Annotated in this window: 25 protein-coding genes; 18 read left to right on the top strand and 7 right to left on the bottom strand. The window is 61.0% G+C overall.

The window, feature by feature from the left end; translation table 11 throughout:
* Positions 1-8: 8 nt before the first annotated feature.
* Positions 9-344 carry a hypothetical protein gene (locus HMPREF3149_RS08580; protein WP_042529285.1) on the bottom strand — a complete coding sequence of 112 codons (336 nt, stop codon included), beginning with the start codon at positions 342-344 and terminating at the stop codon, positions 9-11.
* Positions 345-833 carry an Asp23/Gls24 family envelope stress response protein gene (locus tag HMPREF3149_RS08575; RefSeq protein ID WP_070537465.1) on the bottom strand — a complete coding sequence of 163 codons (489 nt, stop codon included), beginning with the start codon at positions 831-833 and terminating at the stop codon, positions 345-347. It lies immediately after the preceding gene.
* Between the two features lie 661 nt (positions 834-1,494).
* Here HMPREF3149_RS08575 and rpsJ point away from each other — a divergent pair.
* The 12 genes from rpsJ to HMPREF3149_RS08515 all read left to right on the top strand — a co-directional run bounded on the left by rpsJ (position 1,495) and on the right by HMPREF3149_RS08515 (position 7,174).
* Positions 1,495-1,800 (top strand): 30S ribosomal protein S10, encoded by a 306-nt coding sequence (gene rpsJ, locus HMPREF3149_RS08570; protein ID WP_003848085.1) that lies wholly within the window; start codon positions 1,495-1,497, stop codon positions 1,798-1,800.
* Positions 1,801-1,835: 35 nt separating this feature from the next.
* On the top strand, positions 1,836-2,492 hold the full coding sequence (gene rplC / locus HMPREF3149_RS08565) for a 50S ribosomal protein L3 (protein ID WP_042529289.1): 657 nt from the start codon (positions 1,836-1,838) through the stop codon (positions 2,490-2,492).
* Entirely contained in the window at positions 2,489-3,151 is a 663-nt protein-coding gene (gene rplD / locus HMPREF3149_RS08560; protein ID WP_042529291.1) for a 50S ribosomal protein L4, read from the top strand. The genes rplC and rplD overlap by 4 nt, the downstream gene beginning before the upstream one ends.
* Positions 3,151-3,456 carry a 50S ribosomal protein L23 gene (rplW, locus tag HMPREF3149_RS08555; protein WP_042529293.1) on the top strand — a complete coding sequence of 102 codons (306 nt, stop codon included), beginning with the start codon at positions 3,151-3,153 and terminating at the stop codon, positions 3,454-3,456. The genes rplD and rplW overlap by 1 nt, the downstream gene beginning before the upstream one ends.
* Positions 3,457-3,495: 39 nt before the next feature.
* Positions 3,496-4,332: a 50S ribosomal protein L2 gene (gene rplB, locus HMPREF3149_RS08550; protein ID WP_042529295.1), complete on the top strand. Its 837-nt coding sequence runs from the start codon at positions 3,496-3,498 to the stop codon at positions 4,330-4,332.
* 13 nt (positions 4,333-4,345) lie between these two features.
* Positions 4,346-4,624, top strand: a complete 279-nt coding sequence (gene rpsS, locus HMPREF3149_RS08545; RefSeq protein WP_010189646.1) for a 30S ribosomal protein S19 — start codon at positions 4,346-4,348, stop codon at positions 4,622-4,624.
* 3 nt (positions 4,625-4,627) lie between these two features.
* Positions 4,628-4,990, top strand: coding sequence for a 50S ribosomal protein L22 (gene rplV, locus HMPREF3149_RS08540; RefSeq protein ID WP_042529297.1), 363 nt, complete (start codon positions 4,628-4,630; stop codon positions 4,988-4,990).
* Positions 4,990-5,733 carry a 30S ribosomal protein S3 gene (gene rpsC / locus HMPREF3149_RS08535; protein ID WP_042529299.1) on the top strand — a complete coding sequence of 248 codons (744 nt, stop codon included), beginning with the start codon at positions 4,990-4,992 and terminating at the stop codon, positions 5,731-5,733. Before rplV ends, rpsC begins: the two co-directional genes overlap by 1 nt.
* Before the next feature lie 3 nt (positions 5,734-5,736).
* Entirely contained in the window at positions 5,737-6,153 is a 417-nt protein-coding gene (gene rplP / locus HMPREF3149_RS08530; protein ID WP_039673713.1) for a 50S ribosomal protein L16, read from the top strand.
* Entirely contained in the window at positions 6,153-6,383 is a 231-nt protein-coding gene (rpmC, locus tag HMPREF3149_RS08525; protein ID WP_005276944.1) for a 50S ribosomal protein L29, read from the top strand. Before rplP ends, rpmC begins: the two co-directional genes overlap by 1 nt.
* Before the next feature lie 2 nt (positions 6,384-6,385).
* Positions 6,386-6,667, top strand: coding sequence for a 30S ribosomal protein S17 (gene rpsQ / locus HMPREF3149_RS08520; RefSeq protein WP_042529302.1), 282 nt, complete (start codon positions 6,386-6,388; stop codon positions 6,665-6,667).
* Positions 6,668-6,811: 144 nt separating this feature from the next.
* Positions 6,812-7,174, top strand: coding sequence for a hypothetical protein (locus HMPREF3149_RS08515; RefSeq protein WP_070537464.1), 363 nt, complete (start codon positions 6,812-6,814; stop codon positions 7,172-7,174).
* A gap of 6 nt (positions 7,175-7,180) precedes the next feature.
* Here HMPREF3149_RS08515 and HMPREF3149_RS08510 read toward each other — a convergent pair whose 3' ends face one another.
* Together HMPREF3149_RS08510 and HMPREF3149_RS08505 are read right to left on the bottom strand one after the other, a co-directional pair.
* The gene (locus tag HMPREF3149_RS08510; protein ID WP_070537463.1) at positions 7,181-7,585 is read right to left on the bottom strand and encodes a hypothetical protein; all 405 of its coding nucleotides are present in this window, start codon (positions 7,583-7,585) and stop codon (positions 7,181-7,183) included.
* On the bottom strand, positions 7,582-8,451 hold the full coding sequence (locus HMPREF3149_RS08505) for a carbohydrate kinase family protein (protein ID WP_070537522.1): 870 nt from the start codon (positions 8,449-8,451) through the stop codon (positions 7,582-7,584). The genes HMPREF3149_RS08510 and HMPREF3149_RS08505 overlap by 4 nt, the downstream gene beginning before the upstream one ends.
* A 21-nt stretch (positions 8,452-8,472) precedes the next feature.
* Between HMPREF3149_RS08505 and HMPREF3149_RS08500 the strand changes: the two genes are divergently transcribed.
* From HMPREF3149_RS08500 to rplE, 6 genes are all read left to right on the top strand, one after another.
* Positions 8,473-9,795, top strand: a complete 1,323-nt coding sequence (locus tag HMPREF3149_RS08500) for a glycoside hydrolase family 32 protein (protein ID WP_070537462.1) — start codon at positions 8,473-8,475, stop codon at positions 9,793-9,795.
* Positions 9,796-9,906: 111 nt separating this feature from the next.
* Complete coding sequence (locus HMPREF3149_RS08495) at positions 9,907-11,937, top strand: sucrose-specific PTS transporter subunit IIBC (protein WP_070537461.1); 2,031 nt, start codon at positions 9,907-9,909, stop codon at positions 11,935-11,937.
* Positions 11,938-12,155: 218 nt separating this feature from the next.
* Positions 12,156-13,058: a DUF559 domain-containing protein gene (locus HMPREF3149_RS08490; RefSeq protein WP_070537460.1), complete on the top strand. Its 903-nt coding sequence runs from the start codon at positions 12,156-12,158 to the stop codon at positions 13,056-13,058.
* A gap of 388 nt (positions 13,059-13,446) precedes the next feature.
* Entirely contained in the window at positions 13,447-13,815 is a 369-nt protein-coding gene (gene rplN / locus HMPREF3149_RS08485) for a 50S ribosomal protein L14 (protein ID WP_042529314.1), read from the top strand.
* Between the two features lie 4 nt (positions 13,816-13,819).
* Complete coding sequence (gene rplX / locus HMPREF3149_RS08480; RefSeq protein ID WP_042529316.1) at positions 13,820-14,134, top strand: 50S ribosomal protein L24; 315 nt, start codon at positions 13,820-13,822, stop codon at positions 14,132-14,134.
* Between the two features lies 1 nt (position 14,135).
* A complete protein-coding gene (rplE, locus tag HMPREF3149_RS08475; protein ID WP_042529318.1) occupies positions 14,136-14,687 on the top strand; it encodes a 50S ribosomal protein L5 in 552 nt (183 codons plus the stop codon).
* A gap of 58 nt (positions 14,688-14,745) precedes the next feature.
* Here rplE and HMPREF3149_RS08470 read toward each other — a convergent pair whose 3' ends face one another.
* From HMPREF3149_RS08470 to HMPREF3149_RS08460, 3 genes are read right to left on the bottom strand one after another with little or no spacing between them, the layout of a single operon-like run.
* The gene (locus HMPREF3149_RS08470) at positions 14,746-15,324 is read right to left on the bottom strand and encodes a hypothetical protein (protein WP_070537459.1); all 579 of its coding nucleotides are present in this window, start codon (positions 15,322-15,324) and stop codon (positions 14,746-14,748) included.
* Positions 15,321-16,574 (bottom strand): hypothetical protein, encoded by a 1,254-nt coding sequence (locus HMPREF3149_RS08465; RefSeq protein WP_070537458.1) that lies wholly within the window; start codon positions 16,572-16,574, stop codon positions 15,321-15,323. The genes HMPREF3149_RS08470 and HMPREF3149_RS08465 overlap by 4 nt, the downstream gene beginning before the upstream one ends.
* Positions 16,571-17,317, bottom strand: coding sequence for an ABC transporter ATP-binding protein (locus HMPREF3149_RS08460; RefSeq protein ID WP_070537457.1), 747 nt, complete (start codon positions 17,315-17,317; stop codon positions 16,571-16,573). The genes HMPREF3149_RS08465 and HMPREF3149_RS08460 overlap by 4 nt, the downstream gene beginning before the upstream one ends.
* Positions 17,318-17,344: the final 27 nt, after the last annotated feature.

Raw genomic sequence — 17,344 nt, 5'->3', positions numbered from 1 at the left:
GGTTTTCCTTAGTTCTGTGGGGATCCGGCGGACTCAACGGCATCCGCGAAGACAACGTCGACAGTGCGTGCTCCGGGCCAGGTGCTGCGGACGGTGTCACGAATGGCGGCGCCGAGCGCCGCTAAAGGCTCGCCCGCGCTGACGTCAACAACGATGTGTACTTCGAGGCGCGTATCGTCCCGCGGCGAGGGGCGTGAGATTCCGTAGATGCGCTCGCCTGGGAAGAGCAGTGCGACTTCGCCGAAGCGTCCGCCGCTGAGCTTGGCGACGCCCCGCAGGCCCGTCACCGCTTCCTCAATAGCGTGGGCATCCTCCGCCGTGAGTTGTGGGGGCTGCTGACTCACTTAGGCCTGTCCCTGGGAGATTGCCGGGGTGGTGTCCTCCTGCCCGTTCTCGTCCTTCGGCAGCTTGACGTCGTGGACAACGACGTCGACACGGTTGACGGACAGGCCAGTCATGCGCTCCACGGCATTCATGATGTTGCGGCGGATTGCCTCAGCCAGCTCGTGGATGGCCACACCGTACTCAGCGATGATGGCGATATCGATGTTGGCGGATCCATTGGCAACCTCGACCGTGACACCCTGACGAACGTCCTCAGAAGCGCCAAAGGACTCACGAATTGAGCCCATCATGCGAGCACCGCCGCCGCCGAGTGCAGCGACGCCAGAGACTTCGCGGGCGGCAATGCCAGCAATCTTGGAGACGACGACGTCATCAATGCTGGTAGTGCCGAAATCGGTTTCCAAATTCTCGTTGCGCTCTGCCTGAGCAGCCGGGGTAGCTGCCTTGGTGTTCTCTGCGACGTCCTTCGGTGTGGTGTTGTCAGCCATGGTGAAACCTTCTCAGTTCGAATCGGGGGTTAGTCATTCGAGCGTCGCACGCTCGCCATACACCGAGTCTAGAGGCGAATAGTTGAGTCGTGGGGTGCAGAGCAAAAACTTTAGCCAAAACGTGATTTTCGGCACGGTTTCCGTAGCGGTTTGGAAAACGGGAGGTTACATGCTTAAATACAGGGGTTGCTTTAACACAGCAACGTGGCCGCAGGCAGGAGCTTGTAGGGCGTTGTTGCTGGTAAAGCGAACATGACACCTTTGTTGTGAGGCTCGTGAGGGCCGCACTCGAAGGTCATCCGATCGGGCTAGGTCCGCGTTTGAGCAGAGACACCCCCGAGACGATGGACCGGAGAAGGAGCATGGCAAATAAACAGCGGCAGTATATGAATAAGACTTTGGTTGCAGATCTCTGATCGAACGCCCCAGTCTTCTTCCTATTGACTTTGACTACGGGTCTTGTACCCCGTCATGAGCACTGCACGGTGGGCATTTGCCTTCTGCTGCACCTCGTGGTCGTCATGACAGTCAGACAACTGGCGTTGCGCCAAGGCTCCAAGCCCGGACAACGTTATAGAGAAATCGAGAAGCAATTTCCCACCGCTTCACGCCCCGGATACGCCGGGAATGTGAAAGTGGGGAAGCGAGGAAGAGGATAAGCGTGGCGGGACAAAAGATCCGCATTCGGCTGAAGGCCTACGACCACGAGGCTATCGACGCTTCTGCCAAGAAGATCGTTGAGACCGTTACCCGTACGGGTGCCCGTGTAGTTGGTCCGGTGCCGCTCCCAACCGAGAAGAACGTATACGCCGTTATTCGTTCTCCGCACAAGTACAAGGACTCTCGCGAGCACTTCGAGATGCGCACTCACAAGCGCCTCATCGACATTCTCGACCCGACCCCGAAGACCGTTGACGCTCTTATGCGCATCGACCTTCCGGCAAGCGTCGACGTGAATATCCAGTAAGCGATCGACACAACGTATTTGGTGGAGAACTAATTATGAGTGAAAACGAGATCAAGGGCATTCTGGGCACCAAGCTCGGCATGACCCAGGTCTTCGACGAGGAGAACCGCGTTGTGCCGGTCACCGTCGTCGAAGCTGGGCCGTGCGTGGTTACCCAGATTCGTACCGCAGAAACCGATGGCTACAACGCCATCCAGATTGCCTTCGGCGAGAAGGACCCGCGCAAGGCCAACAAGCCGGCCGCTGGTCACTTCAAGAAGGCTGGCGTGACCCCGCGTCGCCACGTTGCTGAAATCCGCATGGATGACACCTCTGCATATGAGGTTGGCCAGGAGGTCAAGGTGGACATCTTCGAGGGTGTAACCTTCGTTGACGTCACCGGCACCACCAAGGGCCACGGCTACGCCGGCGCCATGAAGCGCCACGGCTTCGCAGGCCAGGGCGCTGCCCACGGTAACCAGGCCGCTCACCGCCGCGTTGGTGGTATTGGTGGCGCTTCGTTCCCGGGCCGCGTCTTCAAGGGTAAGCGCATGGCTGGCCGCATGGGCCAGGACCGCGTGACCACCCAGAACCTGAAGATTCAGAAGATTGATGCCGAGTCCAACCTGCTGCTCATCAAGGGTGCTATCCCGGGTGCGCGCGGTGGCCTCGTCACCGTTAAGACCGCAGTGAAGGGCGGTGCACACGCATGAGCAACCTCAAGCTAGACGTCCAGACCGCTGACGGTAAGACCAACGGCTCTGTTGAGCTGCCGGCCGAGCTCTTTGACACCGAAGCATCCATCGCTTTGATGCACCAGGTTGTCAACGCTCAGCTTGCTGCTGCTCGCCAGGGCACCCACAAGACCAAGACTCGCGGCGAGGTCCGCGGCGGTGGCCGTAAGCCGTTCCGCCAGAAGGGCACCGGTCGCGCCCGCCAGGGCTCCATCCGTGCACCGCACTACACCGGCGGTGGCACCGTGCATGGCCCGGTTCCGCGCGACTACTCCCAGCGCACCCCGAAGCGCATGATCAAGGCTGCTCTCTACGGTGCACTGTCTGACCGTGCACGCAACGAGCGCATCCACGTCATCGAGGAGCTCGTCCCGGGTCAGACCCCGTCCACCAAGCAGGCCAAGGCCTTCATCGAGCGCCTCACCGACCGCAAGAACGTTCTTCTGGTCGTCGGCCGCGAGGACATCAATGCTCGCCGCAGCGCCAACAACCTGCCGAACGTCCAGATCCTGGACGCCGGCCAGCTGAACACCTACGACGTCCTCTACTCGGACGATGTTGTGTTCTCCGTTGAGGCTCTGCACACCTTCGTCGAGCGCGCCACCGGCGCTGCCGAGGAAGCTAAGGAGGAGAAGTAATGGCTAAGCTCGCTAACCCGCGCGACGTCATCATCGCACCGGTTGTGTCCGAGAAGTCCTACGGCCTGATGGAGCAGAACGTGTACACGTTCTACGTCTCCACGGACTCCAACAAGACCCAGATTAAAGATGCCGTCGAGCAGATCTTCGGCGTGAAGGTTGCTTCCGTCAACACCGTGAACCGTGCAGGTAAGCGTAAGCGCACCCGCACCGGCTTCGGTCAGCGTAAGTCCACCAAGCGCGCCTACGTGACGCTCCGTGAAGGCAGCGACTCCATCGACGTCTTCGGCGGTTCTGCTAGCTAGCAGAACGGCTCCAAGAGCCGATAAGGAAAAGGAAGAATTATGGCTATTCGTAAGTACAAGCCGACAACTCCGGGTCGCCGCGCATCCTCCGTGTCCCAGTTCGAGGAGATCACTCGTTCCACTCCGGAGAAGTCCCTGCTGCGCCCGCTGACCAAGACTGGTGGTCGTAACAACTACGGCCGCATCACCACCCGCCACATCGGCGGTGGCCACAAGCGCCGTTACCGTCTGATCGACTTCCGTCGTACCGACAAGGACGGCATCCCTGCAAAGGTCGCTCACATCGAGTACGACCCGAACCGTACCGCTAACATCGCTCTCCTGCACTATGCAGATGGCGAAAAGCGCTACATCATCGCCCCGAAGGGCCTGAAGCAGGGCACCGTCGTCGAGTCCGGCCCGAACGCAGATATCAAGGTTGGTAACAACCTGCCGCTGCGTAACATCCCGACCGGTACCACCATCCACGCTGTGGAACTCAAGCCGGGCGCTGGCGCTAAGCTGGCCCGCTCCGCTGGTGCTTCCATCCAGCTGCTGGGTAAGGAAGGCAAGTACGCTGTTCTGCGTATGCCGTCCTCCGAAATCCGTCGCGTCGACATCCGTTGCCGCGCCACCGTGGGTGAGGTCGGCAACGCTGACCAGATGAACATCCGCTGGGGTAAGGCCGGCCGTATGCGCTGGAAGGGCGTCCGCCCGACCGTCCGTGGTGTCGTCATGAACCCGGTCGACCACCCGCACGGTGGTGGTGAGGGTAAGACCTCGGGTGGTCGCCACCCGGTGTCGCCGTGGGGCCACAAGGAAGGCCGCACCCGCAACCCGAACCGTTACTCGAACAACATGATCGTGCGCCGTCGTCGCCCGAACAAGAAGCGCTAAGAGGAGGTAAACAATGCCACGCAGCCTGAAGAAGGGCCCGTTCGTCGATGAGCACCTCCTCAACAAGGTAGATGCTCAGAACGAGGCCGGCACCAAGCAGGTCATCAAGACCTGGTCTCGCCGTTCCACCATCCTTCCTGACTTCATCGGTCACACCTTCGCCGTCCACGACGGCCGTAAGCATGTGCCGGTGTTCGTCGAGGATTCCATGGTTGGTCACAAGCTCGGCGAGTTCGCACCCACCAAGACCTTTAAGGGTCACGTCAAGGACGACAAGAAGGGACGTCGATAAGCGATGAGTGACACCATCACCTCCGCATCCGCAACGGCTCGCTACGTCCGCGTTACCCCGATGAAGGCACGCCGCGTCATCGACCTGGTCCGCGGTAAGTCCGTAGCCGAGGCACTTGCAATCCTGAAGTACGCTCCGCAGGGCGCCGCTAAGCCGGTAGCCAAGGTTGTTGCATCCGCAGCTGCCAACGCAGAGAACAACTTCGGCCTGGATCCGCGCACCCTGGTCATCTCCGAGGCATACGCCAACGAGGGCCCGACCATGCGTCGTTTCCAGCCGCGCGCACAGGGCCGCGCATTCATGATTCGTAAGCGCACCAGCCACATCACCGTGGTTGTCGAGAGCCAGAAGGAAGGGGCCAAGTAATGGGCCAGAAGATCCATCCTCACGGCCTACGTTTGGGCATCACTTCCGACTGGAAGACCCACTGGTACGCCGATAAGGACTACGCCAACTACGTAGCCGAAGACATCAAGATCCGCCAGTACCTGGAGAAGGGCCTCGACCGCGCCGGCATCGCCGACGTCGTCATCGAGCGCACCCGCGACCGCGTCCGCGTCGACATTCACACTGCCCGCCCGGGCATCGTGATCGGCCGCCGCGGCGCTGAGGCCGACCGCATCCGCCGTGAGCTGGAGAAGCTCACGGGCAAGATGGTTGCCCTCAACATTCTCGAGGTCAAGCAGGTCGACGCTAACGCAACCCTGGTTGCTCAGTCCATCGCGGAGCAGCTGGTTAACCGTGTCGCATTCCGTCGTGCAATGCGCAAGGCTATCCAGTCCGCTATGCGCCAGCCACAGGTTAAGGGCATCAAGATTTTGCTGTCCGGCCGCCTGGGTGGTGCTGAAATGTCCCGCGTTGAGCGCTACCACGAAGGTCGCGTTCCGCTGCACACCCTTCGCGCCGAAATCGACTACGGCACCGCAGAGGCCCACACCACCTTTGGCCGCATTGGCATCAAGGTGTGGATCTACAAGGGTGACGTCGTCGGTGGCGTGCGTGAGTCCGAACTGAACGCTCCGGCGCAGGGCCGTGGCCGTGACCGCAATGGTCGCTCCCGCCGCGGTGGCCAGCGTCGCCAGCGCGCACAGCAGAAGCAGGAGGGCTAATCCATGCTGATTCCTAAGCGTGTTAAGTACCGCCGTCAGCACCGCCCGAGCCGCTCGGGTGTGTCCAAGGGCGGTAACCGCATCAACTTCGGTGACTACGCCATCCAGGCTCTCGAGCCGGCGTACATCACCAACCGCCAGATTGAGGCCGCACGTATTGCCATCAACCGCCACGTCAAGCGTGGCGGTAAGGTCTGGATTAACATTTTCCCGGACCGTCCGCTGACCCAGAAGCCTCTCGGTGTTCGTATGGGTTCCGGTAAGGGCCCCGTCGAGAAGTGGGTTGCCAACGTCAAGCCGGGCCGCGTCCTCTTCGAGATGACCTACCCGAACGAGGAAACCGCCATCGAGGCCCTGCGCCGCGCTGGTCAGAAGCTTCCGTGCAAGGTCCGCATCATCAAGAAGGAGGACCAGTTCTAATGGCTACCGGTACCCCCGCCCACGAGTTCCGTGAGCTCGACAATGCTGAGCTGGAAACCCGCCTGAAGGACGCGAAGGAAGAGCTCTTCAACCTTCGTTTCCAGAAGGCCACCGGCCAGCTGACCAACAACCGCCGCATCGGCACGGTTAAGCGCGACATTGCCCGCATCTACACCGTTCTGCGCGAGCGAGAGCTGGGCCTGTCCGTTGCTCCGGGAGCTGAGGCTTAATCATGAGTGAGGCAAACGTGAACACTAAGAAGGAAAAGGGCGCTCGCAAGACCCGCACCGGCATCGTTGTCTCCGACAAGATGGACAAGACCATCGTTGTCGAGCTCGAGGACCGCAAGCAGCACGCCCTCTACGGCAAGATCATGCGTTCTAACAAGAAGGTTAAGGCGCACGATGAGGAGAACACCGCCGGCATCGGCGACCGCGTTCTCATCGCCGAGACCCGCCCGCTGTCGAAGGACAAGCACTTCCGTCTCGTCGAGATCGTGGAGAAGGCTAAGTAAAATCTAGCCCTCCCACTCTAAATGACCCCCACGTTGACGCGTGGGGGTTATTTTTGTGCCAAGAATGCTTCCCGTGGGCTGTCATGGCCGCAGCGCGTACTGCTCCCGTTCATAGGGTTGGCTATGAGAAAGGCGCTCTCTGCTATGCTCTCTCGCTCATCCCTCGCTCCCTCGACGGCGGCCGTGGTGTCCCTTGTCGGTTGCTCTAGCCAGGACCCTGAGCTTTCACGTGATGCCGCCCCCACGACGACGACCCAGGAGGCCAGTTCTCCCGACCCGGCGGAGCCGGCCCGTGAACTCTACACAGAGGTCCTCTCGGATTCGGAGCATATCGAGTTTAACTATCCCCATGAGGATCGCGGCCCAGACACTGGAACGCCTGGGCCCAAGTCCGGGTTCCAGTACGCAATCGTGGAAGCCACGGGCGATGATGTACCTGAGCTTCTGGTGCGGCGCGGCCTCCGGGGGTGGGGCGCGCGCCGGTGCGCTGGCGAAGAAGTCTGGTGACGTTCTCTAGCGCCCAGCGTCGCGCGCTCGGTGGTGGGTGAGCGCAATGGCGGCACCAAAGGCAGTAAGCACCGTACCCACCGTCAGCAGGAAGGTGCCAAGCCGATATTCGGTGCCCATGGGCTTGTCAAAGGTGTTGTAAATCATCAGCCACAGCACCCAACCCGCGATGAGCGCCACTGCTGCGAGCGCAGACACCATCCGCAGTCCGCGGGTGGCGCGCTGGTCGGGGGAGAAGGCGTGGTAGGAGGAATCGATGAGCATGAGCACCGCCAGTAGTGCCGATAGCCCTGCGGCAATCGGCACGCTAAGCAGCGCCCCTGTGCCGGCAATGACGGGAAGCACGAAACACCCAATAGACAGGATGAAGAGCAGGGCCTGGAGCGCGCCTGTGCGCAGCGGATAAGTCACAGTTTCGCCTCCACCTCGGCGCGGGTGGGCGGCTGCGCGCCGGTGCGGGCGACAGTGATGGCAGCGGCAGTGGCCGCAAAGTGGAGCACGCGCTGCCATTCTGTTTCTGTCAACGCCGCCGGATCCTTGTCAACCAACTGCGAGAGCAATGCGGCCATGACGGTGTCCCCAGCGCCGATGGTATCGGCCACGTCGACGGCTACCGGCGGAGCCTGCACCGACACCGAGCTTGTGCGTACGCTCAGGCCCTCACCGCCGAGCGTAGTAACCACAACTGGCACCTCCTCGAGGGCCTCGGCCCCGAGGAATTCGACTTCCTCCTCGCTGAGCTTGAGCAGAGTCACGTGCGGGAGCAGCGACAGGAGAAATTCGCGGTGCTTCTCGGTGGCGAAGAAGGGGCGAATGTTGGGGTCTAGTGCGATGTTCGTGCCGCGTGCGGCCAGGTTTGTGAGGAGCGCAGCATAGCGCGACGCCCCCGGCTCGAGGGCGAGGGAGACGGTGCCGAAGCAGGCCCAGGGGACGTCGACAAGCACAGGCTCCACGGCACGGTCCGCTGTGCCCTCCGTATAGAAGGAGTAGGCGGCCGAGCCATCCTCCGCGATGCTGCAGACCGCCAAGGTTGTGGGCTCGTCGCCGCGCTGCACGAGGGAAGTATCAACTCCTTGGTTAGTGAGATGATCCACCAGCGCACACCCGAAGGCGTCGGTGGACAACCGCGACTGGAAGCCCACGTCAGCGCCCAGACGCCCCGCCGCTACCGCGACGTTGAAGGGGCCGCCTCCCAACGCCGGTTGTAAATCCGCCAGCCGTCCAGGCTCGCGCGGTACAAGGTCCACGAGGCCTTCGCCACACACCATAATGTCCATAATCGCCATAGTATCGAGGACATGAATTACCGTCCGCATTTCCACGTCTCTCCGCCGAGCGGCCGCCTTAATGACCCGAACGGGCTTTTCCTCGATGGCGATACACTGCACGTCTATTACCAGCACGACCCCTATTTCCCGCACGCGGCAAAACAGGCCGGTTGGGGGCACGCAGTGGGGTTGGTGAGTAGCCCGCAGCCGTGGCGTCATGCTCCGGATGCGCTGTACCCGGTGCGTGAGTATGACGCGCATGGCTGCTATTCGGGTGGCGCTGTTGTTGATGGCAAGGATGTGTGGCTGTTCTACACCGGCAACCTCAAGCGCGGGGGCGTGCGCATTCCCTCGCAGAATCGGGTGCGTGTAGTGGAGGCCGGTGGCCCGGAAGGCGGTATCTACCAGCGCGATGTGGCGAACCCCCTCATCGATGGTCCGGCTGAAGGCTTCACGGGGCACTACCGCGACCCGCAGATTACTCGTGATGCGCAGGGCTGGCGCATGGTGCTCGGTGCGCAGGCCTCCGATGAGACTGGCCACGTGGTGCTCTACCGTTCCACGGATCTGGGGGTGTGGTCCTACCAGGGGCCTATCACCTTCGATGTTTCCAGGGCCGAGCTGGGCTTGAGCCCTGACCTCGTGCCGGGTGGGTACATGTGGGAGTGTCCTAACCTTGTTACGCTGCAGGACCGCGCCACGGGGGAAGACAAAGACGTCCTCGTCATCTGCCCGCAGGGTTTGGAGCCTGTGCTTGACGACGCCACCCATTACGCCTCCTCCGACCAGTGCGGCTACCTCGTGGGACGCCTAGAGGGCACGGTGTTCCACGTTGAGCGTGGCTTCAGCGAGCTGGACTATGGCCACCAGTTTTACGCGCCGCAGCTGGTGGAAAGGGAGGGCGAAGCCATTATGCTGGGCTGGATGGGCTTGCCCGCGCAAGATGAGACTCCGACGGTTGCCGAGGGGTGGGTTCACACGCTGACGCTGCCGCGGCGCGTCTGGCTGGAGGATGGTTGGCTGCGTCAGGAGCCGCTGTGGGACCTTGCTTCTGTGCCACAGAAGACGGCACGTGAGGGGTTCGGCTCGGTGGCTACGCTGACTGGGGGTGAGGGGACGTACGTACTCGTTGATTCCTCTGGTGCTGAGTCCTTCCGTGTTGAGTATGGCTCTGGCGAGCTGCGGTTGTCCTTGGGGGATGACGAACGTGTCGTGCCCTGTCCGGCTGGTTCGCTGGAACTTATTGCGGATGGTTGTGCGGTGGAGGTTTTTGCGGGTGATGGAAGGATTGCGGCGGCGTCTGCGGTCTTTGGTGCGGAGGACAGTCGCTGGCGAGGCTGGGAAGTCCGGTAGGACGGTGAGTTTTCCTACATTTTTGCCCGATTACTTGGCTTTATGTTGGTATGGCGTGTCTAATGGAGTCTGACGCTATTTAATCCATTTCACAGTAGGAGGCACGCCGTTATGGATCACTCACAGGTCGCGGCGCGGACACTCGCAGCCATCGGTGGCGAAGACAACATTGTGGCGCTTGCCCACTGCGCCACCCGCCTGCGCATGGTGCTCAAAGACAGCAAGAAGGTCGACACGGCCGCGTTGGAAAACGATCCGGACCTTAAAGGCATCTTTGAGGCTGGGGGCATGTTCCAGGTCATCGTTGGGCCGGGCGATGTCAACATAGTCTTTGACCAGCTCAACAACTTGACCACCAAGGACATCGCTGTCTCAACGGACAAGCTCAAGGATATCGCGGCGGATTCCGGCAACTGGTTCTCCCGTGCGGTGAAGATCCTTGCAGACATCTTCGTGCCGCTCATCCCGATTCTGGTCGGTGGCGGTCTGCTTATGGCGCTCAACAACGTGTTGACCGCCAACGGGCTGTTCGGCGAACAGTCAGTCATCGAGATGTTCCCTGCCATGGCGGACGTTGCCGGGCTTATTAACCTGCTTGCCTCAGCCCCCTTTGCCTTCCTGCCCATTCTCGTCGGCTTCACCGCTACCAAGCGCTTTGGCGGTAACGAGTTCCTCGGCGCCGGTATGGCCATGGCCATGGTGATGCCGGACCTGGTCAACGGTTACCAGGTGGCTGCCACCATCGAGGCAGGGGAGATGTCCTACTGGAACATCTTCGGCCTCGACGTCGCGCAGGCAGGCTACCAAGGCTCCATCCTGCCCATTTTGGTCATCGCGTGGATCCTGGCCACGATTGAGAAATTCCTGCACAAGCACCTCAAGGGCACGGTGGACTTCTTGCTCACTCCGCTGCTCACGCTCCTGGTGACCGGTTTTATCACCTTCATGGCGGTGGGCCCGGTGCTGCGCACGGCCGGCGATATGCTCGGTGCTGGCCTCAATGACCTCTACACCTTTGCCGGACCGGTCGGCGGTTTCATCTTCGGTCTGTTCTACTCACCCATCGTCATCACTGGTCTTCACCAGTCCTTCCCGCCGATTGAGACGATGCTGTGGAACGAGGGCGGCTCCTTCATCTTTGCAGTGGCGTCCATGGCCAACATCGCACAGGGCGGCGTGGCCCTCGCGGTGTACTTCCTCACCCGCTCGGAGAAGCTCAAGGGCCTCTCCGGCGCCTCGGGCGTCTCCGCGCTCTTCGGTATTACTGAGCCCGCCATCTTCGGTGTGAACTTGCGCCTACGCTGGCCGTTCTACATTGGCATGGGAGCCTCAGCCATTGCTTCGACGCTCATTGCGCTTTTCGACGTCAAAGCCACCGCACTCGGCGCCGCCGGCTTCATCGGTTTCGTCTCCATGCGCCCGGAGGATTACACGCAGTTCTTCATCTGCGCGTTTGTCTCCCTGATTCTCTCCTTCGGCGTGGCCTTTGCCTACGGCCATTACCTCAGGGGCAAGAACGGCTCGATTGATCCGGATGAGGTGGGGGCTGGTGGGGCGTCGGCAAGCGCGGCTCCTGCCGTCACCGCGGACCCGAATGCCTACCGTGTGGCCTCCCCGATGGCTGGAAAGGCCATCGCTTTGGAGTCAGTCTCAGACCCGATGTTTGCTGCTGGGAAGCTCGGCGCGGGTGCGGCGATTGAGCCCACCGAGGGGCGCCTCGTCTCCCCGATTGATGGCAAGGTCACCGTCACCTTCCCCTCCAAGCACGCTTATGCCGTCCGCGGCAAGGACGCTGATGGCAACAACGTGGACATCCTCATGCACATTGGCTTCGACACGGTAAACCTCAAAGGCGAGCACTTCACCGCGCATGTCTCCAAGGGCGATGAAGTCAAGGCTGGTGATCTTCTCTGCGAGTTCGATGTCGAGGCCATCAAGGCCGCCGACTATCCGGTGACCACCCCGATTGTGGTGTCCAACTCCAAGAAAACCGGACCGGTACTGCCGGCGTATCGCCCAGGGGAGGATGTGAGCTTCGGCGACGCCCTGCTCACCGTCGACCCCAAACCGGCTTCTGCTGCTGAGTCGGCTGGCTCCGGTTCAGCTGCGGGCAGCTCCGCCGTCCCAGCCTCGAACGCCTAAACTGTTATCGCCACGCGGCCCCGGCATACGTCGGGGCCTTGTCAGTCCAGCAAGGATTTCCATGTGTCCAGACCTGGAAGTCGACTCATGCAGGTCGTCGTCAAGCGCTGCGTCACCGCGCGATGAAGCCCACCTGCACCGTTCGGCTTCCAGGTCTGCACATATGCATCACGGGTGCATCTGTGGCGAAAGTGCAGGGATTGGGTTAAAAGTTGTGCATGAACAATGAACAACTCTTTACCTACCTCGATCAGAACCTTATTGATCTTCGCGCCTTGCCCAACAGTGATCCGCTGTGGAAGAAAGTGCATGCCGACAAGGTGGCGAAACTCGCCTGGTGTTACGTACTGCCGATGGTTCAGTGGAGGCAACTCAAGTCTTGGCAGCAGCAGGCTGCACGGGCGTATGCGCTAGGGCTAACCCTGCCGAAGGCGACGCTAGTGGGGAAAACGGCAGCCCTCATCCACGGCATTCCCCTCATTGTCCCTCCCCAAGAATGGGAGGCAACGCTTCCCTCGAATTCTGTGCCACAAAGAGCTAAGTCGAGGAATGTGCGCTACCGACGCACGGATCTGCGTGGGAAAGAAAGCGTTGTTCATGGGATTCGTGTCACGTCCCTTGAGCGAACTGCACTGGACATAGCGCGCTTCCACGGATTCGAGGAGGGCCTTGTTGCCGTTGATGCGGTGCGGGGGCGAAACGTTGGGAAAGTCTGGATCGATGAAGAGTTGGGCGCGATGGGCAGGGTCAAAGGCGTCGCTGCGGCGCGTCAGGCGGTGGCGGCGAGTATCAATACCGCGGAGTCGCCGTGGGAATCTTATGCGCGTGCCCTGATTATCGCAGCCGACTATCCAGAACTGCGCTCGGTGAAAGCCCAGTACGAGATCGGGACCTATCGCGCAGACCTTGTTATTAATGGGTGGCTCGTCGTCGAGATTGATGGCAACGTGAAATATCGCCGCGATATTGATGAGGTGATTCTCGCTGAGCATCGCCGCCAGCAAGACATTCTCAATAAGGGCTTTGTTGTCCTGCGCTTCAGTCCGGAGCAACTGAACTCGCGCCCAGAATACTTTCAAAAGGTAATCGGGGAGCATCTCCAGCGCGGCCCGAGGCACTAAAAGTGCAGAGGTGAAAACCGAACGGTGCAGGTGGGCGTCGCCAAGCGCATGTGCACTGCTTGGCGACGACCTGCATGAGTCGCCTTGCAGGTCTGGCCTCTTGTCAATGGGGGTCGATACGTGCGCGGTGGGAGGGGGTGAGGGTCGAGTGAAGAGGTGTTGTGTCGGTGCCGCGTGATTTGGGAAAGAAGGGTAGGGCGTGGTTGAATGTATGGGTTGCATATGGCCGGTCGGTGCGGGGCGATGCGTTTCCGAATCGCCACACCGAGACCCTTCGACCGCTGTGAACAGCGTGTTCGTTGCACAACCTATGCCACACAAGCAAGTAGACCAGGTGTGTCAAGGACGGAAATCTTGACGCACGTTAATCCAGGTCAGGAGACCCATAGTGATTCAGCAAGAATCGCGTCTGCGCGTCGCCGACAACTCCGGTGCACGAGAGCTCCTCGTTATCCGCGTTCTCGGCGGCTCCGTACGACGTTTCGCTGGCATTGGTGACATTGTTGTCGCCACTGTCAAGGAAGCCACCCCGGGTGGCAACGTGAAGGAAGGCGATGTCGTCAAGGCCGTCATCGTCCGTGCCAAGAAGGAGACCCGTCGTCCGGACGGCTCCTACATCGCTTTCGATGAAAACGCCGCAGTTATCCTTAAGGGCGACAGTGAGCCGCGCGGTACCCGCATCTTCGGCCCGGTTGCTCGCGAGCTTCGTGACAAGCGCTTCATGAAGATCGTTTCTCTCGCACCGGAGGTGATCTAGTCTTATGAAGATTCATAAGGGCGATATGGTGATTGTTATTTCGGGCCCGGACAAGGGCGCGAAGGGCAAGGTCATCGAGGCATACCCGAAGCGTGAGAAGGTCCTCGTTGAGGGCGTCAACCGCGTTAAGAAGCACGTTGCTAACTCCGCTACCGAGCGTGGCGCCGAGTCCGGCGGAATCGTGACCCAGGAAGCTCCGATCCACGTGTCCAACGTTGCGATCGTCGACTCCGAGGGCAACCCGACCCGCGTGGGCTACCGTTTCGATGAAAACGGCAAGAAGGTCCGCATCGCACGTAGCAACGGGAAGGACATCTAACATGAGCGAGAACTACACTCCGCGTCTGAAGACCCGCTACCGCGAGGAAATCAAGAAGGCTCTCAACGAAGAGTTCAAGTACGACAATGTGATGCAGATTCCGGGCGTCACCAAGGTCGTTGTCAACATGGGTGTGGGCGACGCTGCCCGCGACTCCAAGCTGATCAACGGCGCACTCGAGGACCTCACCGCGATCACCGGCCAGAAGCCGCAGCTGCGTCGCGCTAAGAAGTCCATTGCTAACTTCAAGCTCCGTGAGGGCATGCCCATCGGCGCACGCGTTACCCTGCGCGGCGACCGCATGTGGGAGTTCCTTGACCGCCTGCTGACCATCGCGCTGCCGCGTATTCGCGACTTCCGCGGTCTCTCCGACCAGCAGTTCGACGGCCACGGCAACTACACCTTCGGCCTCACCGAGCAGACCATGTTCTACGAGATTGACATCGACAAGGTCGACCGCCCGCGCGGTATGGACATCACCGTTGTCACCTCCGCTACCAACGACGAGGAGGGCCGCAAGCTCCTGCGCGAGCTCGGCTTCCCGTTCAAGTAAATAGCGTTTGAGGAATTCCCCCGGCACTCCGAAAGAAGACCGGGGGAATTTTTTGGTTTTAGTGCCGTCGGTGAAGCCACGCAGCCGCGCCTACAAGGAAGATAGTGGCGCACACGATGGCAATGATGGCAGACATACCTTGGCCGAGGGAATTGCCCAACGGCGTGGTTTCGCCCACGTACCAGGGAAAAAGGGGCGCCAGCATCGACAGGGGGAGCGCAATTCCCGCAGATGCCTTCGAGTCCAGTGCGCTACGCAGCGTTAACGCGACGCCAACCGCAGCGAGACAGAAAAGGATCGTGGATGCTGAATGAATAGGCACCACCCCAATGAACAATCCGAATCCGAACACAGCGGTCCACGCTGCGGCAGCCGAGCCCAACAAGGTAATTTTCTCCTTGCGTAGCGAACGAACCGTGCTTGCGGCCTCGTATTTCTCGTCCCATGAACTATTCAGCAACGCCAGTATGGAGCCTGCGACGAGCAGTGGCAGCAGATTGAAAACGAATACGGGACGGTTCAGTGGCGCTCCGAAGAGTTGCGGAACGGCCAGGTTATCCAGGAACTGCGCTACCACGCCAAGGCTGAGGATTACGAAGAACTCCGGCCAACGGCGAAGTCTCAGGTAAGGACTCATTGTGCAACCCCCAGCGGTGGTAGCTCGGAGCCGCACGTCTGCATGGTGTGAACAAAGGGAGCCAGGGCCACGGCTTGCTCTGCGGGCGAACGGTGCGAAAGCTCGTTTTCAATCCAGGCGCGCGCAGGAGTAGTTGTGCCCTGTGCGCTGAGGGTAGAAAAGCTGTCGTCCCCCGTTCTGAACGCATACGTGGCCCAGTCCGAAAGTACCTGGTGTGCGTTGCGGGAGGCAGAAGTTTCTTCGCAGCGGCGCTGAGCGCGCAGCGCCGCAGCTTGAGCCTCATAAACCCTCGTGTACAGGGCCGCTGGGCTGGCCACTGTGTGGGATAACTCCGTCGCGTGCTCGGAGCCAGGTTGACCGTATGTGCCGGTGAGGGGAGGAAGGCCGGCGTCGACAAGCACCTGCGTGAATTCCTGCCAGTGCGCATCGGCAGCCACGACGAGTGCGTGGTCTTCTGGCCAACTGCAGTATCGCTGTTTGTTCGCATCCCGGGTGCAGCTTGCCGACGCCTCCGTGGTGTCCCGTGCCCGCGTACCTTGGGGCCCCACTGCGGCGGAGCCAACAGCAGCGACGGTGATGATGGCGAGGAGAGTCAGCGCGGTGTAACGCGGGGCAGGGTGGTGGCGTGTCAGTGCGGCAAGGACACAGGCGCTTAAGGCCGCTACCATGACGACAGAAATTGCGACCGAAGCCACCCGTGGCTGCCGTGCGATCAGCTCGTACCCATTGCCGGGGAAGAAAAGAAAGCGTAGGGAAGCCGGCGTGGAATCCGCACACGCCGATACCACGCACAAAGCTAGCGTGAGCAGTGCTGCGAGTAACGCGGCGAGAATCCGGCGCCGGACAAGGACTCCCAAGCCCGCACCGAGAACCGCACACAGCACAACCCACACAAGGCTGCTGATGATGACGAGGAACCATGGCGAGCCGCCCACGGGTGCGGTATAGACAAACCCTGCCAGGATCATGAAGCCGATAAGAATGCTGGCCAGTCCCCACGCCAACGCCGGGCCGACGAGGAGTACTGCTGTGCGAGCGCGCGAGGTGGATGTGGAGCGCAGAAACGTAGCGTCCTGGCTTCCTGAGTCCCATGCAGCAATACTTGCGAGAAGTACGCCCGTAGCCGCGGCGACAACCGCACAGATTGCGGTGGCCTCCGGCCAGGAACCGGCGACGTTACTGCCCCGCGCAGAGGCAAAACTCAGCAGTGCGGTGAAGAGTACAACAGGAATGAAGCGACCGTGTCTCACAAAGCAGCCCCTCCCTGTGTACCATCGGTAGCTTGTTCGGTGACGGCGCAGAATCCTTGTTCTACGGAGCCGTACCTTTCGTTGAAATCTGCAACAGAAGAATCGGCTGCGATGCACCCACGATGAAGAATGAGCGCGCGATCGGCGGAGTCCATATCAGCCGCGACGTGAGTAGACATGAGGACAGTGGTGCCGTTCGAGGCCATGTCACGCAGTGCGCGGATAAGCGAGGAGCGGTGGTGTGGGTCGAGGCCTGCGGTGGGTTCGTCGAGAAGCAGTGCATCTGGCTCGTGGACAAGGCCCGCTGCGACCATGGCGCGGCGCTGCATTCCACCGGACATCGCGCGCAGGCGAGTAGTGCTGTGGTCCTCCAAGCCAATTATCCGTAAGGCATTGACCGCGTGCTGGCGTGCTGTCGCGCGGTCTAGTCCGCGCAGCCAGCCAACGTCTGCTACGAAATCCACTGCGCGTTGCGCCGGATCAAAGGCATTGCGTTGCGGAACCCAGCCGACACGTTGCCGCCACGAGTCGGAACGGCGGACGTCTTCACCGCCCACGAAGATGGTTCCTGTCGGCGGGCGTAGCTCACCGGCGATGAGCTGCATGAGCGTGCTTTTCCCCGCGCCATTTGCGCCGAGAAGGACGGTGAGCCCTGGGGCGAGGTCGAAGGATATATCGCGAACAACCTCAGCGCGGGCGGAGTAGCCGTAACTGAGGTGCTGGACAGACAGGAAGGATGCCATCCCACAAGGATTCCATAAGTGAAAAAT

It is taken from the genome of Corynebacterium sp. HMSC05E07 (genome assembly GCF_001807225.1).
GTDB lineage: Bacteria > Actinomycetota > Actinomycetes > Mycobacteriales > Mycobacteriaceae > Corynebacterium > Corynebacterium singulare.
The sequence above is the reverse complement of the archived record's forward strand: the minus strand, read 5'-3'. Positions and strand labels throughout refer to the sequence as shown.

Bases quoted from the DNA above. Each gene is read 5' to 3' on its own strand.
- HMPREF3149_RS08500 (WP_070537462.1), top strand. From the start codon at position 8,473: ATGAATTACCGTCCGCATTTCCACGTCTCTCCGCCGAGCGGCCGCCTT.
- HMPREF3149_RS08460 (WP_070537457.1), bottom strand. From the start codon at position 17,317: ATGGCATCCTTCCTGTCTGTCCAGCACCTCAGTTACGGCTACTCCGCC.
- rplW (WP_042529293.1), top strand. From the start codon at position 3,151: ATGGCTAAGCTCGCTAACCCGCGCGACGTCATCATCGCACCGGTTGTG.
- rplV (WP_042529297.1), top strand. From the start codon at position 4,628: ATGAGTGACACCATCACCTCCGCATCCGCAACGGCTCGCTACGTCCGC.
- HMPREF3149_RS08575 (WP_070537465.1), bottom strand. From the start codon at position 833: ATGGCTGACAACACCACACCGAAGGACGTCGCAGAGAACACCAAGGCA.
- rplB (WP_042529295.1), top strand. From the start codon at position 3,496: ATGGCTATTCGTAAGTACAAGCCGACAACTCCGGGTCGCCGCGCATCC.
- HMPREF3149_RS08505 (WP_070537522.1), bottom strand. From the start codon at position 8,451: ATGGACATTATGGTGTGTGGCGAAGGCCTCGTGGACCTTGTACCGCGC.
- HMPREF3149_RS08515 (WP_070537464.1), top strand. From the start codon at position 6,812: ATGCTCTCTCGCTCATCCCTCGCTCCCTCGACGGCGGCCGTGGTGTCC.
- rpsS (WP_010189646.1), top strand. From the start codon at position 4,346: ATGCCACGCAGCCTGAAGAAGGGCCCGTTCGTCGATGAGCACCTCCTC.
- HMPREF3149_RS08470 (WP_070537459.1), bottom strand. From the start codon at position 15,324: ATGAGTCCTTACCTGAGACTTCGCCGTTGGCCGGAGTTCTTCGTAATC.
- rplC (WP_042529289.1), top strand. From the start codon at position 1,836: ATGAGTGAAAACGAGATCAAGGGCATTCTGGGCACCAAGCTCGGCATG.
- rpmC (WP_005276944.1), top strand. From the start codon at position 6,153: ATGGCTACCGGTACCCCCGCCCACGAGTTCCGTGAGCTCGACAATGCT.
- rplX (WP_042529316.1), top strand. From the start codon at position 13,820: ATGAAGATTCATAAGGGCGATATGGTGATTGTTATTTCGGGCCCGGAC.
- rplE (WP_042529318.1), top strand. From the start codon at position 14,136: ATGAGCGAGAACTACACTCCGCGTCTGAAGACCCGCTACCGCGAGGAA.
- HMPREF3149_RS08490 (WP_070537460.1), top strand. From the start codon at position 12,156: ATGAACAATGAACAACTCTTTACCTACCTCGATCAGAACCTTATTGAT.
- rplD (WP_042529291.1), top strand. From the start codon at position 2,489: ATGAGCAACCTCAAGCTAGACGTCCAGACCGCTGACGGTAAGACCAAC.
- rplP (WP_039673713.1), top strand. From the start codon at position 5,737: ATGCTGATTCCTAAGCGTGTTAAGTACCGCCGTCAGCACCGCCCGAGC.
- rpsC (WP_042529299.1), top strand. From the start codon at position 4,990: ATGGGCCAGAAGATCCATCCTCACGGCCTACGTTTGGGCATCACTTCC.
- HMPREF3149_RS08495 (WP_070537461.1), top strand. From the start codon at position 9,907: ATGGATCACTCACAGGTCGCGGCGCGGACACTCGCAGCCATCGGTGGC.
- rpsQ (WP_042529302.1), top strand. From the start codon at position 6,386: ATGAGTGAGGCAAACGTGAACACTAAGAAGGAAAAGGGCGCTCGCAAG.